Genomic DNA, 18,098 nt, shown 5'->3' with positions numbered 1-18,098 from the left:
GCCGTCGGAATTCCCGCTCGGTCAGAACACTGTTATCTGGACCATTATAGATGGCAGCGGCAATTCAGCGACAGCCGAACAGATAGTGAACGTTACCCGTGAGGTATTGCCGACCATCACTGCACCGGCAGATATTACTGTAGACAATGATGAGGGAACCTGTCAAGCTACTGGAATTGATCTAGGTACACCAGAAGTAACAGGAGAGGATATTCCAGAAAACGGCATCAGCAACAATGCCCCTGAAAGCTTCCCTGTTGGTACTACTGTGGTGACTTGGACTGTAATTGATGGTAATGGCAACCAATCCACTGCATTCCAGAATGTAACTGTGGTGGACAACGAAGCACCAAGTATCACTGCTCCTGCCAATATCAGCACTAACACCGTTCCTTCGGGCTGCGACTCGGGAGAGATCGATCTTGGAGAGCCTGTGACCTCGGATAACTGCGGAGTGGATAAAATCAGCAATGATGCACCATTGGTGTTCCCCTTGGGTACTACTGTGGTGACTTGGACTGTGATCGATGTCAACGGTAATGAGGCTACATCCGAACAGACAGTCACGGTAGTGGATAACGAAGCACCACTGATTACAGCTCCTGCCAATATCAATATACAGCTAGGTCCTGAAGAGGAATTTGCTGCCGATGTGGAACTTGGACAGCCTACAGTTTCGGACAATTGCAGCATTGCCTCTGTGACCAATGATGCGCCTAATAGCTTCGCTTTGGGTATCAATACAGTAATTTGGACTGTGATTGATGAGAGCGGAAACATGGCTACCGCCGAACAGCTTGTGGTTGTAAAAAAAGAGGAAGCTTGTGTAGTAACTGCCAAAGCAAAAGCTACAATTACACTTAAAATCAACAGTTTGGGTGAAGCAAAACTGACCACAGCCATGGTTGACGACGGTTCATTTGCTACTTGTGGTCCACTTAGGCTTGATTTGAGCAAATTCGACTTTAGCTGTGATGATTTAGGCGAAAATATGGTGAAGCTGATAGCCACAGATGCCGAGGACAACATCGATGAAGCAGAATTTAAGGTGATTGTACTTGATGAAGAGCGGCCCAAAATCAAGATAAAAAAAGCTGCCTTTGTATGGATGATGAGAGCTGGGGACACATTTACCATGCCTGACTTCAGGGGAAGGGTCGAAGCAAGCGATAATTGTGGATTTGAACTGATACAGCATCCAGCTCCAGGAACCCAGTATAGGAAACCAGTGAATTTCTTTGTGGAATTCGAAGCCAAAGATCTATCTGGAAACATCAGCAAAGAGAGGTTCAGGTTTATACTACTTGTATCCAAAAACAAAGGACCTGTAAGGAAAAATAATAAGGAAATTGAATTTGTGGATTCTGGACTTTGGTCTGTGCCTTGGAATACTCCTTTCAATTGGCTGGTAAAAGAAGAAATTTCGTTTGAAGAAGGTTCTGATCCTGAAGCCATCCGCCAGATAAAATGGAACCCGTTGGGCTATGATCCTTTGATACCTGGATTCTATCAGATTGGGGCAACACTTCTAAATGAAAGCTTCAATGGGTTTGATGCCGAGATGAGCTTACCTGTCATCGTTGAGTCAAAACCTCTTCCTGAAGATATTTTGATCAGCAGGAACTTGGTACCTGATAAGGTCCATAGCGGAGAGACCATCGGCAGCCTAAAAACCATTGACCCTGTAGATAATGTTCATATCTACACCATAGATGATCATCCTAACTTCCACATTGATAAAGATGTGCTGATCTGGAAAGGAAACGGACAACCTGATGCAGTCATGAAAGTCAATGTACATAGCACCGACCGAGCTGGGCAGACTATCAGCAGGGAACTGACCTTGTACAGAGAAGTAGACCCGAACAGTATCTTGGTATATCCTAATCCTGCCAAACAGGAGACGAATATACTGGTGCAGCTGTCCGGAGAATCTGACGTCACCATAAGGGTATTCGACGCTGCTGGTAGGTCTGTTTACGAAGAACATAGCCATCAGTCAGAAACTTTTGTCAGGAACCTTGACTTAAGAGAGCTTAGTTCAGGAATGTATCATATCGTCGTGCAAATAGACAAAAGGGTACTGACGGGTAGGTTGGTGAAGGGTTTATAGGATTTTGGTATAATAGCCCCTTTCTGAGCAATCAAAAGGGGCTATTTTTTTCAAATTTTAATATTCAAATCAGCTGGAGTAATTATTTCAAAATACCACTAATGTGTACATTTCAACAATTAATCATTAGTTCAAAATACCACTTAAATAGTATTTCTCTACAAATAACAATGACTAAAATTTAAGATGTTGTAAATACTTGCTTGTGAGGGTTTTTTACTTAAAATATTTTTAATTATGGCAAAGATTCTTCTATCAGTTGGTATTGTCGAAGGACATACCTTTCCCGTCCTTCCACTCGTCAAAGGTTTGGTCCAGCTAGGACACGAAGTACATTGGGTTGGAACAAGGATTTTTCAGGAAAAAATCGAGAAAACGGGTGCAGTATTCCATACATTCATTGAAAGTTTGGATTATCCTTCCAGAGGTTTGACTACTTATCAACAGCGTCCAGCCTTAGTCAAAAAGAAAGGTTTGGATCAAATCAAAGAATATCTGAAATGGTTTTTTGATATAGATGAAGAAGCACATCATAGCTTCCGGTCTTTGGTAAGTAATATTCAACCTGATATTTTCGTAGGTGACCCTGTGACTTTTAGTCCTTTGTTTTTGGGAGAAATATTAGAGAAACCCACCATTAATCTCCACGTGGTACCTCCCTTGATTCTCAGTCAGGATACCGCCCCATTTGGTTCGGGTTTGTTGCCAAGTAATAGCCTCTTGATGCGGGTTAGAAATCGCATACTTAACTATCTCATAGACCGGGTGCTGTTTAAGGACGTAACCGTTTATGGTAATAAGCTCAGAAAGAAATACCAACTTCCACCTTACCGCGGGTTTTTCGGAGATTTTAACAGGTTTGTGGATCGGGTGTTGATTTTTTCGGTGCCAGGTTTTGATTATGATCGGTCTGACATGCCGGAGAACCATCAATTTATTGGTCCGCCCATGACAAAGCCGGATCCCAATTGGGAGAAGCCAGATTGGTGGGGAGACCTGGAGAAAGCTAAGAAAGTGGTACTAGTCAATCAGGGAACCATAGCCAATGATATTCAAGACCTAATTATTCCTACCCTGATCGCGCTAAAAGATGAACCGGATACTTTGGTCGTGGCAGTTCCCGTCAAAGAGGAAATTCCCAAGCTTCCACCCAATGCCCGGGTGGCTCCTTTTATTCCTTTTGGAAACCTGCTACCATACGTAGACTTGATTGTCACAAATGGCGGATATGGAGGAACAAATATGGCATTGGGTTTTGGGCTGCCAATCGTTATTGCCGGAGCGACGGAGGACAAAATGGAAGTAGCCCAGCGGGTAACTGTTTCAGGAACTGGAATAGATATGAAAACCATGAAGCCTAAGCCTGAAAAGCTTAAAGCTGTCATTCATGAAGTTTTTTCCAATCCAAAATACAAGCAAAACGCACTTCATCTTAAAAGAGAAATCGAATCCTACGATTCGGTGGCCTTGGTCGATCAGGTGATCAGAGAGTTGTTAGAGGATTATATGGGAAAAAATAAAGTTAGCGCTTAATATATTTTCAGAAATATTCATCTACACCCTGCATTTTAAATTTGCTTGCTATGGTCAGTTTTATTTTTAAAAAATAAGGTCCTGCCAGCAGGCTAAAAATAAATCAGAAACTTCCGGACAAGATCAAAATCCTTTGAGGCTTTCATGTGGATAAAAATTAATAAAGCCACTGAAAAGTGGCTTTATTAAAAATCAAAGGAAAATAAAATTGGGTGTGACAATTACTTCAAGTAGCAAAGAGCTTTAATAATATCCTCTTTGGATATTTCAATGCCTTAGGTCTCTTATCCCAGCATGGCTGATTGGTGATGAATATCAGGCATCGGACATCTGAAATTTGAATTTGTTTTTAAATATCCAAGCAACATAAAATTCAACTTCCTGCATACTGACCTGTTTGGATCATGCCATCCAACTCATTGTAGTAAACTACAGCACCGATTATTTTACCGTCTCGAACTTTAAATATCTGATGTATATCAAGGGAAATTTCTTTTCCAGAGCTTTTATCGTTTGCTACAAAAATTCCCCAGACGAATACCCAGTTGCCGTTGAATTCCGGAACTTCATCTCCGGATATAGTCACACTGAGCATTCTAATCCTGTCGTGACGGATATTATCCATACGTTCCCAAATGCTTTGTATGTGTTGAATCATATCCTTTTTGGTTTCTGGCGATTCCCATCTTGGGCCATACCCTACATAATTATCGGCATGCTGTTTTCCGAGCTGTGAAGGATCTTTGGATCGCATTGCTTCCATATAGGCGTTTACCACAGCTTGGTCTTTGTCACCGTCAGGATTGATAACAAAATTACTTTGTGCCTGAATTGTTAAGGAAAACAATGCAAGCAACATGATCGAAATAAAAATAGAAGTTTTCATATGTTTATAATTTGGTTTTATGGTTATCACTTGTCCTGTATTGGTGGGATGGATTGCCTATCTCAGTCAATGAAAAAATCTTGCATGTAAACCCGATGAATATAGATTCATCCACTTTATGACATCAATGTCATACAAGATTCCATATGTTTTATTCTTTCAGAAAGCTAGCGATCAGAGAAACAAAAAAAAATACTACTTAAGTAGTATTTTAAGTGTGGATGATTAGTTGAAAAGCCAAAAAGTGAGCGGTTCTTTTTCATTTTTTTTGAATCTGAGCAAAGTTTAGATTCTCCCTAAACTAGGACAAAACCGGTTCAAATGAAAAAACCTTTTATCATAAAAAAATCCTGAAAAACTGCCCCTAACTGATAGTTTTACCAACCATTGGTCTTTGATGTTTTCATTTTGTAATGAGCTGAAATTTAAGCATTAAACAATTAAATTTTAAGTTCAAATTGAGAAATGAGAAAAGCCATATTAGATAGTGTAATATTGAAAATGAATTCTTTTAGCGTAATCTTATTGTAAGTTTATGATTATTTTACAATATTTATTCTGGCTTTTATTTTCAGAAAAAGCTGAAATGCAGGAGATTAATGGGTTTTTTAAACTCTCAAGCCCTTTTTAGAGAATCTGTGCATGCCGTCGGTCCAGTTTTTTTCTGGTTTTATTTATTAGTTGTTCAATTTAAATTATTAAAGTTTTATGAAGAAAAATTTTACTCTTCTCATTTTCTTCTTATCAGCCTTTTGTATGTCCGGATGGGTATATGGACAAGGTTTGACGGTAAGTGGAAAAGTTGTATCGTCGGAAGACGAAGAGCCCCTTCCCGGGGTGTCTATTTTGGTTCAGAACACTACTATTGGTACAGTAACAGACATTGATGGGAACTACTCCATCAATGTTCCGGACCAAAATAGTGTTTTGACATTTTCATTCATAGGGTTTACTTCCCGTACGGTTCGAGTCAATAACAGGTCTACAGTGGATGTACGTATGACTCCTGATACAGAACAGCTTGGTGAAGTAGTGGTGACTGCATTTGGTCTTACCCAGGAAAAGAAGAAAATTTCATTTTCACAGCAGGAAGTCGGGTCTGCAGAGATTAATGCATCCCGAGAGCAAAATGTAGTGGATGCCTTGAATGCTAAAGTTGCTGGTGTGCAAGTAACCCGTCAGGGTGGTTCAGCTGGTGCAGGTTCTAGCATTGTCATCAGGGGTATTCAGTCCATATCAGGACAGAACCAGCCTCTTTTTGTAGTTGATGGTGTACCTGTCAACAACTCCTTCCGGGCCTCAATAGGAACTTCAGGAGGTGTGGATTATGCGAACAGAGCCATTGACATCAATCCTAATGATATTGAGAGTATTTCTGTTTTGAAAGGTCCTGCAGCAACTTCTTTGTACGGTATTCAAGGTGCCACAGGTGTGGTATTGATTACGACCAAAAAAGGGAGCAAGTCCAAGGGTTTTTCTGTGGATATTTCTACCAATACCTCCACAGACCGTATCATGAATTACTTTCCACAGCAATTGAATTATGCCCAAGGAGATAATGGTCTTTATAATGGAGGAACCACTTTCAATCATTACGGAGCACCAATTTCTACTTTAAGGTATGATGAAACCACACCTTTTGCCAAGGATCCAAGAGGGACTATTGTGGATATGAATCATCCTAATGCCGGACCAAGAGTACCTGTTTATGATAACCAAAGGCTCTTTTTCCAGAATGGATTCACCAACGATACCCATGTGGCTGTATCGGCAGGAGATGAGAAATCTTCTTTTTATCTATCTGCGGGAAATATGTATCAGGAAGGGATCATACCCAACAATAATTTCAATAGGACTTCCATCAAATTATCTGCTGACTCTAGGTTAAGCGAAAAGTTCAAAATTGGTGGTTCTGTCAATTATGTTAACAGCACCAGTACTAAGTTTGGTAGAGGTGATAACTTCTCCGATGCCATACAAGGTTTGTATAGAACTCCTCCATCTTTTGACAACTCCGCCGGATTTGTTTTTCCCAATGGTCAGCAAAGGAATTTTAGAGGAGCCTTGGATGGTAGTAGGCCTTTCAGCCCTGATAACCCTTTCTGGACTGTCAACAATAATCCTTACACAGATGATGTAAGCAGGTTTATTTCCTTCCTTCAGACTGAAATTACACCGAGTGATTGGCTGACAATTACCCATAGATTGGGTTTTGACTTTTCGCATGATGAAAGAACCCAAGTTTGGGCGCCTTCATCCTCAGGTGGTGCAGCCATTTCAGCAAGTGGTGCCTTAGGAGGTAGAATTTATGAAGATACTTACACGGACCAAATCTTAAACTCTGATTTGATCTTATCAGCAAGTAAGGATTTGAATGAAAACTTTTCAGCCACTTTTTTGGTGGGTCATAATATGTTTTCATCCGAAACCAGCAGTCTTTTCATGAACGGTACCAATTTCGCTATTCCAGGATTATTCAATATTGCAAATACCCAAGAAAACCCTGTTTTCACCAAAACAGACACCAGAAGAATGACTCAAGCAGTATTCTCAAGGGCGAGTTTAGGGTATGTTAATTCCATATTTCTAGAGTTGTCTGTAAGGAATGAATGGGCTTCTACTTTACCGGCAAACAATAGGTCATTTACATACGGCAGTGCTGGATTGAGTGTAGTTTTGACGGATTTGCTTAAGATCGACAGCAGGACATTGAGTTTTGCCAAGTTAAGGGGATCCTATGCTGGAGCAGGTAATATTCCACCGGCATTTTCTACAGATACTTTCTATAATATTGCCACTACGGGTACCAGATATGCTTCTGGCGTAAGGTTCCCTATTGATGGAGTAGGAGGAGTATTGCTAAGTTCTGCGGCAGGAAATAATAACCTTAGAGCAGAATTCACAAACACATTTGAGATCGGAGCTGACATCAGATTATTCGAAAACAGACTTGGTTTGGATGTAACCTACTACAATGCAATTAGCCGGGACCAGATTGTATCTGTGCCAGTTCCTTCTTCTACCGGATTTACTTCTCAACTGACCAATGCAGGTGAAATACAGAACAAAGGTATAGAAGCTGTGATCACGGGTAGTGTAGTAGACCAGGGAGATTTCTCTTGGGATATGGTTTTCAATTTTACAAGAAACAGAAACTTTGTAGTCTCCCTTCCAAACGACGAGCCTATTGTTACGAATATGTTTGGTGCAAGAATCCAAAGTAGGTTGATTCCTGGAGAACAATTCGGAGTATTTTACGGGAATGGCTTCTTGAGAAATGATGATGGTGAAGTACTTGTCAATCCTCAAGGCTTTCCGATGATGGATCCTGAGCAGATTATGGTAGGAAATCCTAACCCAGACTTTCTGATTGGTTGGAGAAATAATTTCAGGTACAAAAACCTTAACCTTACCATGCTTTGGGATGTGAGAAAAGGTGGAGATGTCATCAATGTTACTGCCTTCTGGATGGGTAATGGTTCAGGTGTGGCAGAACATACATTGGACAGAAACAAAGTAGCAGTATTTAGAGGTATTATTGAAAACCCGGGCGGTGATAACCACGGCCAGGTAAATGACATTCCTGTTACCTTGGATCAAGCTGCTTTCCAAGGAGTTGGAGCTGCAAATTCTTTCGGTAGGGAATTGACCGAAAGATGGGTTCAGGATGGCTCTTGGATTAGACTAAGAGATGTGACATTATCTTATAGTGTTCCTTCTAATGTGACCAGTAGGATGGGAATGACTAGGGCTTCTGTAGGTGTATATGGCAGAAATCTACTGCTTTTCACCAACTATGGAGGAATTGACCCTGAAACCAATCTTGGAGGTCCAAACACAGCGGTAGGTTTAGATGCCTTTACCACTCCAAACATGAGGAGTTTTGGTCTTACGGTAAACGCTTCATTCTAACTTTAAAAGGAGAAAAAATGAAAAATAAGATAATTATATATTTCATGATGGTGGCTGTATTGGTTTCGTGTGAATCATTTGAAGAAATCAATACCAATCCCAATCAGGCTACAGATGCATCGATACAGGTTATTTTTCCTGCAGTGACAGCATCCTTTGTATACGGAATCAATGGTGAATCCGCACAGTTTTCAAGCATCTTGATGCAATACCTTACCGGTGTATTGGGAGATCAACAACAGGTGAACAATTATGCATTCATTGCCGATATGAGCGATGCTACCTGGAATAGGTTTTATGCCAATTGTCTGCTAAATATCAAGAATATTAAAGCGAAATCGGAGGAGTTGGGCGCAACCGACTACTTGGGTGCAGCCAAAATTATGGAGGCTGTTGTTTTGGGATATTCAGTGGATCTTTGGAATGATATTCCTTATACGGAAGCGCTTCAATTGGAGGAAATCAGCCAGCCGAGTTTTGACAATGCGGAAACATTGTATACCAGAATTCAACAGTTATTGGATGAGGGCATAGCAGACCTAAATGCGGAAAGTACTACCAGTCCAAGTACAAATGACTTGATTTACAGGGCTAATAATGAGTCCCTTTGGAGACAAAATTCAAAACCAAGATGGATCATGTTGGCCAATGCTATGAAAGCCAGGTACCATAATCACTTAAGCAAAGTAGATCCTGCAGGTTCAGCTGCTTCTACTTTGGCAGCCATAGACGCCGGAACTTTCGCTTCGAATGCCGATCAGCCTATAGTTGTATTCGGTTCTGAATTTGCCGGACCATGGTTCCCTTATTTTCAGACTACCTTTGGAGAAAATAATGTGGGAATCAGTCAACGCTTTATTGACCTGTTGAAAGATAGGATAGAAGAGGGTGAGGATGATCCAAGATTGCAGTTTTTTGTATCCCCAACCACAGCAGGTCTTTACGTAGGTACACCAAACGGTTCTTCGTCTAGACCCCAGGGTTCTGTGATTCCAGGACCATACCTTAATTCGAGAGAGGCTCCAACGCCTGTTTTGAATTACAGTGAGCTTAAGTTTATTGAAGCTGAGGCTGCTCTTAGAGCAGGACAGCAGGATAGAGCTGCAGATGCATTTAATGCTGCCGTGGCTGCATCCCTTCAAAGAATTACAGGTTCTGCTGATGAGGCTTATGTAGAAAAGTACGGTAGTGAAACCGGAGCTTCACTCACATTGGAAAAAATAATGGAGGAGAAGCATATTGATCTGTTTTTACAGACGGAAGCTTGGTCAGATTGGAGAAGAACAACACCTGTCGGTGCAGCCAATACAGTATCAGGTCTACCTATGCTTGAGCCTTCACCTTCCAATTCTACCCAAGGTGCCTTCCCGAGAAGATTTATTTACCCCAATAGAGAAGTGGTGAATAATTCCGCAAACGTACCCAGTGTGACCAATCAGGATAGGGTATTCTGGGACAGGTAATTCTTAAATCCTTAAATGAAGATGAAAATGAAAAATTTGAAAAATATAGCGGTAATGCTTCTGATGTTTGTTTTTGCTACTTCCTGCATTTTGGAAGAGGTGGAACCCGAATATGATGTGGTAGGTGCGGTAGGTACGATTTCTACCTTGACAGCGTCGAATACCAGTCCAGAAGTAGGACAGACAGTGACTTTCACCATGACCATCTATTCTGAGCATGAGAATGCTACTGAGCTTAGGATGAATAGGGGGACAGGTAGTGCCGCAACTACGGTAGAAACCAAAACCTTTACTTCTTGGAATACAGAAGACTCTTATGTGGAAACCTTCCAGTACACCATTCCTGAGGATGCAGCCGGTAACACTTTGACAATGGAATTTGTCTTGGTGACGGAAAGTAACTTTACGGCAAGACGCAGCATCAATTTGAACGTGGCTGCAGGGGAATAATTAATTTTATTGACTTCGAATTTCTTAAAAGGAAATTTAATGCTTAAAACAGCTGATCATTGATCAGCTGTTTTTTTATGCCTCTTCATCCGGACGAAATCTGATTTCAATAGGATAGGGGAAAGCATGGATTAATTCTCCTTTTTTGATCTGGTTTTTCAGCCCTTGCCAATAACCTGGATCAAATAGGTCTTTGTGGTATTCCAAAAAATGATCCTGTACGTCCTTTCTTCCTATCATCCATTTTTTGAAATCTTCAGGAAAAACATCGTTATCAGCGATATCATACCAAGGTTCTGAGGCATAAATCTGCTCATAGTTTTCCGGTTTGGGTTTCCATCGGAAATTCATATCTGTTAAAAACTCGATTTCATCGTAATCATAAAACACCACCCTTTTTTGTCTTGTTACGCCAAAGTTTTTTGTCATCATATCACCCGGGAAAATATTTGCTTTTGCCAATTGCAAAATTGCATAGCCATATTCTTCCACAGCCATTTTTGCATCTTCAAAACTGCATTTCTCCAAATAGAGATTCATAGGGATCATTTTTCTCTCCGTGTAGACATGTTTGAGGATCAATTCATTTTCATTGACCTGAAGGAGTGAATTGACTGAGTTTCGCAATTCTTCCATCAGGCTAGGATGAATCCTATCCAAGGGAATATGGAATTCTTCAAATTCATGAGTATCTGCCATTCTGCCAACCCGGTCATGAAGACCTACCATTTTGTATTTGTCCCTTACTTCCTGCCTTGTCATGGTTTTGGGTGGGTCAAAATAATCCTTGATCATCTTGAATACAATGTTGTATGAGGGCAGGGTAAATACAGTCATTACCATACCTTTGATGCCTTCAGCTACCACAAACTGATCGTCACTTTGCGCCAGATGATTGATGAAATCCCGATAAAACTCGGTTTTACCATGTTTGTTAAATCCTATTGCATTGTACAATTCATGCACTTGTTTATGCGTAATGACGGAATTGAGAAATGCTACAAATTGTGAAGGAATGTCTACTTCAACCATAAAATAGGACCTTGTAAAACTGAAAAGATGAGCCATGATTTTGGGATCAAAAATCATGGTGTCTACATAAACTCCTCTCGGTCCATTCAGAAATGGGATTATAAAAGGCATCCACTTTCCACCAACTCTTGTTCTTCCAACCAAATAAGCGGCCTTATTTCTATAAAATATACTTTTCAATACTTGGGTAACCGTGTCTTCTGTAGTCTCATACCGGGTAAGAATGACATCTCGTACAGAATTCACCAAAAATTGTATGTCTGCTTCTTTGTCGAGGTATTGGGTTCCAAAATCATAATCATCCATAATACTGCGGATGATTCTTTGCAGTCCCCATTCGGAGGGATAAACATTGAAAAGATTAAGATTCGTGAAAATTGGACATGAATTATACCCTTCATGAACAAACATCAATTCCTCATTTATCGCCAGGCCATGATAAACCTTTCTGATGATGGAATTAAAAAAGGTCTCTGCCAATTCTTTATCCAACCTATTGTCTATTTGTTCATGATACACAAGTTTGGTGGCTTTCCAAAAGTCAAAATTCCCGACAGATGTCTGAAGATGTGTAATGATTTGGCTTTTGGTTTCATTTACATGATCCTTATAAAGCCTCAATCTTTTCTTGTGTAATGCCTGCATTCCCGCCCAGTCTTTTTTCTGAAAAAATCCGGGTGCCAGTCTTGTCATTTCTGCATATACATTCATATAATGATCAAAACTTTCACCGATAATCCGGCTAGTATCTGTGATTTTTTTTCTGTCCATGTAAAAATAAATGTGCTATCTCCAATAAAAGTAAAAAGATTGCTTTTAGATGTAGCTTATATCAGAGATGAATTTGATAAATTCAAAAAAATATCCTCCTCCTTGAATTTAAAATTCTTATTAATCGATATCTCTTGTTGAAAATTAGGTAGCCAATTCTTTTATAGAAATTTTAATCTGTTTAACTTTTTTTTCCACAAGTTATCTGTGTGATTTTCTTGTATTTCCGATATAAAATTGAGTATGATATTCACCATTTTGAAGACAAAATAAAATTTTCGCAATCGATTGTTTGGACAATTAGAAAACATTCTATACCTTTCAAACATGTTATTCAATCATTGAATATCTACAATAGGTTTAATAGGTTTGAGAGATGGAAAAGGCTGGGACAATGTTCCGGCCTTTTTTGATTTTTACCTGTTTTGTACTTTATTCGTTTTCATTTTCGGGCATTTGAATGAATAACAAAAACACACATTCCCTCCGTATTTCATTTTTGGGATTAATAATAGGTTTTATGTTTTCCTGTTCTTTTGAAAAGGAGAAAAAACAGGAGATCGTCGAGGATGAGTACGACCTGGAAGAGGAAGAAATGCAATTGTTGGAGATAGGAATCCAGCAGCTACAACCTTGGGTTTCCCATTGGAAATCCAAAGAAAGTAGTTTTACCCCTTCAGACTTCACCCTAGACAAAAAATTAGCATTCGACCAACTTGAGTGGCCAGAAGAAAACTTCATTGATGAGAATTCCCCATTCTTCCCTTATTTGCTTTCCCACCCTGAGGGGAAAGGCGTGGTAGATATTTATAGCTATAAAATTGTTTTCCCAGAACAAGGTGGCCCATTTCTAAATCCTGATTCAGAAGTCATTTATTTCAAAAATGATGGCATGAGGGAAAGGTTGTTGTTTATTGGACCATCTGGAGGTTTTGAAGATGCGGTTTGGGTAACACCGGAATACCTTATGGTATCGGGTTTTTTTGAAGAAGATGAGGGCATTACACCAAAACTTTGGCTTATCGATGTTGAGAATTCAATGCATTTGATATTTAAACATCCTATTTACACAACTAATTATTCCAAAGATGGGTTTTTAAAGAGTAAGCTTAAGAAAATCGATTTTTAATGCAATTTGGAAGAGTAATTAGCAAATTAGAACAAATGCTAGAAAGTCCCCTACCTGGAAGAAAGGGACAAATCACCATGGCACCTTTGCCGGTTAACGAGGAGCGTTTTGCTCAGCAGATGAGAAAAGGTTTCAGAAAAGGGGCTGTACTTATGCTTTTTTACCCTGATTCCTCAGGAAACTGTTACGTTCCTTTTATCAAAAGACCCACTTACGAAGGTGTCCATAGTGGACAGATAGCATTTCCGGGAGGCAAAATGGAAGAAAGTGATGGAGATTTGGCTAAAACTGCACTTAGGGAATCGGAAGAGGAGATAGGGATAGATTCGGCCAAGGTGACTTTATTGGGAAGGATGTCGGATTTATATATTCCACCGAGCAACTTTATGGTTTCGCCTTACTTGGGTTTTCTTAGTGAACAACCAAAATTCCATCCAGATCCCCTTGAGGTAGAGAGGATTATCAATTGTCCCATGAATACGCTTTTGGATAAAAATATCAGGAAAACCGGTATCATCAATACAAATGGCGGCTACAAGATTGAGGCACCTTATTTTGATATAGAATCTGAGTTGGTCTGGGGAGCTACAGCAATGATGTTGGGAGAATTTACCTACATGTGGGAAAGCCAGGATTTTTGATTTTTTGTGCATTTGTGCTATTGTTGTAAAAAACCTGTTTTTACATGCAAGAAGCCACACCGTTGATTACCAATGATGCCATAGTTTTTGGGATTTTAATGACTGTTTTGGCATTGGTTTTTGGTACTTCATCCAGCTCCAATCCTGTTTGGAAAAAATTTTATAGGGTAGTTCCATCTATATTGTTGTGTTATTTTATTCCTGCGGTTTTGAACTCCGTCGGTTTGATCTCGGGAGAATATTCCGGGCTCTATAGCATGGCTTCCAGGTATCTTTTGCCTACATCATTGGTATTATTGACCCTAAGCATTGATTTCAAAGGTATTTTGAAATTAGGCCCAAAGGCTTTGGTTATGTTTTTGGCAGGCTCCGTGGGTATTATCCTTGGTGGCCCATTGGCTTTATTGACAATTTCTTCCATTTTCCCTGAAGTTTTGGGTGGTGCCGGACCTGATGAAATTTGGAGGGGGCTTGCCACCATTGCGGGAAGTTGGATTGGTGGGGGAGCAAATCAGACAGCCATGTTGGAGGTCTTTGAGGCTAGTCCTACACTGTTTTCCCAGATGATAGCAGTAGATGTCTTGGTCGCCAATGTTTGGATGGCAGTATTGCTCTACTGGGCGGCTAAACCAGGAACTATCGACAAGCTCTTCAAAGCTGATAGTTCAGCCATTCATGAGCTTCAGGATAAAGTTGAAAAATACAGGGAGGGGATACTGAAAATCCCGACCATGGCAGACACCATGAAAATTCTGGGAATAGGTTTCGCTCTGACAGGCTTGGCGCATCTGATTGCGGATTGGCTGGCTCCTTTCATAGGAGAAAACTATCCAGCTTTGGGCCAGTATTCTCTGGATAAAACCTTCTTTTGGATTGTGGTAGTAGCTACCACAGGGGGACTTTTGCTTTCATTTACACGTGCAAGAGAATTGGAAGGAGCCGGAGCTTCCAGGTTAGGTTCTGTTCTGCTCTACGTCTTGGTAGCCACCATTGGTATGCAAATGGATCTGATGGCCATCTTTGATAGCCCTGTATTTTTTCTGATTGGTATATTGTGGATGTTTTTCCATGTGGCGATCATGCTTTTGGTTGCTTACCTTATAAAAGCACCATTCTTTTTCGTGGCAGTGGGTTCTCAAGCCAATGTGGGAGGAGCGGCCTCAGCTCCTATTGTAGCTTCCGCTTTTAATCCATCCTTGGCACCCGTAGGTGTATTGATGGCAGTCTTGGGTTATGCAGTGGGTACCTATGGCGCCTATATCTGTGGACTCTTGCTGCAGTTGGTGCATGGCTGATTTGGGTCAATGTGATTATCTGCAATCACGCCGGTAGACATATTTCCTTTGCTTTATGTAAGGATGACGCCTGCCCGACGTGAGGTGGGGATGAAGGAAGTATGCTTGAATCTTGATTTTTTCTTGATCCTTAGTACAATAAACTGGTGAAAAAGTGGACAAGACTTATAGCATTTTTTTGCCCGTAGACGGACAAAAATGTACGTCTGTCCACAAGTACTTTTTTCAAAATGCCCATTTATTGGCTTTTATTGGGGTTTTTATAGATGGCATGGATGCTGAATGAAAAGCAGAAGATTAAATCCCCAAAATGTTTGGGATTTGTCCGGCCCTTTGTGGTCACCAACCAAACTAGATTTTAATAGCCATGTGGAAGAATTATTTCAAAGTATCCTTTAGAAATCTCATGAAGCGTAAGCTTTATGCGGGTATTAATATTCTTGGACTTACTGTTGCCATTGTCAGCTTTTTGGCCATTGCATTGTTCATTCACCATGAAGCCACCTATGATAGCATGTATGGGGATTCTGACCGTGTGGTGAGATTTGCTCAGCGTTTTGCTATGGCGGGTGAGGAGCAGGTCGTTTCCATGACTCCATCCGCATTGGCCCCCACACTAATGGAAGAAATGGATGAAGTGGAAGTGGCCGCCCTGATTTTCGATTACAGTATTTTTGCTTCGGTACTGGTAGATGCTGGAAATGGAAACCAAGAGGAAAGTAAATTTGCCTTTGTTGATGAAAATTTCTTCGAAATATTTGATTTGGAGCTTTTGGCAGGAGGAGAGGGGAATCTACTCTCAGAGCCCAATCAGATTGTGCTTACTTCCTCTACTGCTCAACGATATTTCAGGAGACCTTTGGAAGCAGTTGGAAATTCCATTAAGATAGATGGAAAAGATTATCAGGTCACAGGAGTTGTGAAGGATTTCCCGAGCAATAGTCATATTGATTTTGATTTTTTGGCCTCATTTATCACCACAAGAGACGGGAAAAACCCCCAATGGAATCCAGCTAATTATTATACCTATGCGAAACTAAGTCCTATGGCTGATCAAGAAGTTTTTTCAGCAAAGCTGGATCAGATGGTTGAAAAATATTTTGGAGAAGAAATGAGGAGTTATGGATTTGAGGTTGCTGTCATGTATCAGCCCTTGACTTCCATACATTTGGGTTACAGTCAACTCAAGGATATCAAACCTGCTATTGATATCAAGAACCTGTATATTTTTGGCTCAGTAGCTATTCTGTTGATCGTCATAGGGATAATCAATTACGTAAATTTGGCTACGGCAGAATCTACAGAAAGAAACAAAGAAGTAGGACTCAGGAAGGTTTTGGGTGCCGAAAGGTCACAGTTATTTGGACAGTTTTTATCCGAATCCATGATTTTATCCATTTCAGGATTGATATTTAGCTTATTGATACTGTATGCTTTGAAGGGAGTATTTGAAGATTTTTCGGGAGTTCCCATGCAGCTTGAATTGCTGAGCAGCCCATTAGGGATAGTTTTGGTCCTGGGCTTGATGTTGGGAATAGGCTTGTTTTCCGGATTTTACCCTGCTTTGATATTGTCAGGAAAGGAGCCACTTCAAGCTTTGGGCAAAAAGATAAGTGGTGTCGCAGGTGGGGCCTGGCTGAGAAGAAGTCTTGTCGTCTTTCAGTTTTTTGTATCCATCAGTCTTTTGCTGGCCACTTTCATAGTCAAAAAGCAGTTGGAATTTATGCAGACCATAAATTTGGGTTATGAGCGTGAAGAGGTGATTGCCCTCAATTTTCATTACAACATGGGAGAAAAATTTCCTTCGTTGAAAAGTGAATTGGAAAGAACCGGCGCTGCGCAATCCACGAGCCGGGCAAATTCGCTCCCTATTTTTATACAGGCGGGCTACTCCATATCACCTGGAGGAGATAATGACAAAGATTTTATGGTTACAGGGTTTGCCGTAGACCATGAGATAGTGCAGACCCTCAACTTGAATCTGCTGGCTGGTATGGGGTTTTCGGATCAGGATATCAATCAGACAGCTGCTTATGAGGGCCAAATGGAAATGAATATTCTACTAAATGAAGCTGCTGTTAGAGAATTAGGCTGGACAGTAGAGGAAAGTGTAGGTAGGAAAGTGAATTATAATGGACTGATTTCCAATATAAAAGGTGTAGTGCAAGATTTCTACTTCAACTCTTTACACAATCAGGTAGGTCCTTTGGCCATATTTCTTCAACCCTCGGAAGCCAATTGGATTTTGGCCAAACTTCCAAAAGGCAATCCTATGGACAAGCTGTCTAAAATGGAAGAGGTATGGAAAGGGGTTTATCCCGACAGGCCCTTTGCTTATCGTTTCCTTGATGATGAATACGCAAAAATGTATCAGACCGAACAAAGCGTATCCCGCATATTCCAGCTTTTTGCCGGTATTGCCATATTCATAGCCTGTATGGGATTATTTGGGTTGGTTTCTTATGTGGCCATGCGTAGGACCAGAGAAATCAGCATAAGAAAGGTATTGGGCGCAAAAGCAACAGATGTACTAAAAATACTCTCCTCTGATTTCTTTATGCTCTTAGGTTTTTCAGCCGTGCTGTCCATTGGTTTTGGCTTGTGGTTTAGCAAAGAATGGCTTTCAGGTTTTGCCTATAAAACCGTGGTCTCGCCTTGGAATTTTGTGGTGGCCATTGGGCTTGTCGCTTTTATTTCTTTAATGACCATAGGCTACAGGACGACAAAAGTCTTTTTACAAAACCCTGCTAAGACGCTGAAGGATGAGTGATGGTGGGGGTTTTAGATTTTAGATTTCAGATTTTTGATTTAAGATCTAAGAAACGAGACGTATAATATCAAGGAGTAAGAAATTATGAATGAAAAATTAATAA

Annotated in this window: 11 protein-coding genes; 9 read left to right on the top strand and 2 right to left on the bottom strand. The window is 40.5% G+C overall.

The features are described from left to right. The coding region (locus EA341_RS01415; protein ID WP_293010894.1) for an HYR domain-containing protein at positions 1-2,113 on the top strand (2,113 nt) is incomplete at its 5' end. 237 nt (positions 2,114-2,350) lie between these two features. Beyond that, the gene (locus tag EA341_RS01410) at positions 2,351-3,646 is read left to right on the top strand and encodes a nucleotide disphospho-sugar-binding domain-containing protein (RefSeq protein ID WP_293010893.1); all 1,296 of its coding nucleotides are present in this window, start codon (positions 2,351-2,353) and stop codon (positions 3,644-3,646) included. A 373-nt stretch (positions 3,647-4,019) separates the two neighbouring features. Here EA341_RS01410 and EA341_RS01405 read toward each other — a convergent pair whose 3' ends face one another. Then, on the bottom strand, positions 4,020-4,532 hold the full coding sequence (locus tag EA341_RS01405; protein ID WP_293010892.1) for a nuclear transport factor 2 family protein: 513 nt from the start codon (positions 4,530-4,532) through the stop codon (positions 4,020-4,022). A 708-nt stretch (positions 4,533-5,240) separates the two neighbouring features. Here EA341_RS01405 and EA341_RS01400 point away from each other — a divergent pair. From EA341_RS01400 to EA341_RS01390, 3 genes are read left to right on the top strand one after another with little or no spacing between them, the layout of a single operon-like run. After that, on the top strand, positions 5,241-8,444 hold the full coding sequence (locus EA341_RS01400) for a SusC/RagA family TonB-linked outer membrane protein (protein ID WP_293010891.1): 3,204 nt from the start codon (positions 5,241-5,243) through the stop codon (positions 8,442-8,444). 17 nt (positions 8,445-8,461) lie between these two features. Continuing rightward, positions 8,462-9,907 (top strand): SusD/RagB family nutrient-binding outer membrane lipoprotein, encoded by a 1,446-nt coding sequence (locus tag EA341_RS01395; protein ID WP_293010890.1) that lies wholly within the window; start codon positions 8,462-8,464, stop codon positions 9,905-9,907. A 27-nt stretch (positions 9,908-9,934) separates the two neighbouring features. Then, positions 9,935-10,357: a hypothetical protein gene (locus EA341_RS01390; protein ID WP_293010889.1), complete on the top strand. Its 423-nt coding sequence runs from the start codon at positions 9,935-9,937 to the stop codon at positions 10,355-10,357. Between the two features lie 75 nt (positions 10,358-10,432). Here EA341_RS01390 and aceK read toward each other — a convergent pair whose 3' ends face one another. After that, positions 10,433-12,160: a bifunctional isocitrate dehydrogenase kinase/phosphatase gene (gene aceK, locus EA341_RS01385; RefSeq protein WP_293010888.1), complete on the bottom strand. Its 1,728-nt coding sequence runs from the start codon at positions 12,158-12,160 to the stop codon at positions 10,433-10,435. 460 nt (positions 12,161-12,620) lie between these two features. Here aceK and EA341_RS01380 point away from each other — a divergent pair, with 460 nt between their 5' ends. The 4 genes from EA341_RS01380 to EA341_RS01365 all read left to right on the top strand — a co-directional run bounded on the left by EA341_RS01380 (position 12,621) and on the right by EA341_RS01365 (position 17,995). Beyond that, complete coding sequence (locus tag EA341_RS01380; protein ID WP_293010887.1) at positions 12,621-13,289, top strand: bifunctional isocitrate dehydrogenase kinase/phosphatase; 669 nt, start codon at positions 12,621-12,623, stop codon at positions 13,287-13,289. 35 nt (positions 13,290-13,324) lie between these two features. Further along, positions 13,325-13,930 carry a CoA pyrophosphatase gene (locus EA341_RS01375; protein ID WP_293010886.1) on the top strand — a complete coding sequence of 202 codons (606 nt, stop codon included), beginning with the start codon at positions 13,325-13,327 and terminating at the stop codon, positions 13,928-13,930. Positions 13,931-13,974: 44 nt separating this feature from the next. Continuing rightward, entirely contained in the window at positions 13,975-15,225 is a 1,251-nt protein-coding gene (locus EA341_RS01370; RefSeq protein WP_293010885.1) for a DUF819 family protein, read from the top strand. A 406-nt stretch (positions 15,226-15,631) separates the two neighbouring features. Next, entirely contained in the window at positions 15,632-17,995 is a 2,364-nt protein-coding gene (locus tag EA341_RS01365; RefSeq protein ID WP_293010884.1) for an FtsX-like permease family protein, read from the top strand. Positions 17,996-18,098: the final 103 nt, after the last annotated feature.

The sequence above is a fragment of the Mongoliibacter sp. genome (assembly GCF_007692705.1).
In the GTDB taxonomy this organism is placed as follows: domain Bacteria; phylum Bacteroidota; class Bacteroidia; order Cytophagales; family Cyclobacteriaceae; genus Mongoliibacter.
The sequence above is the reverse complement of the archived record's forward strand: the minus strand, read 5'-3'. Positions and strand labels throughout refer to the sequence as shown.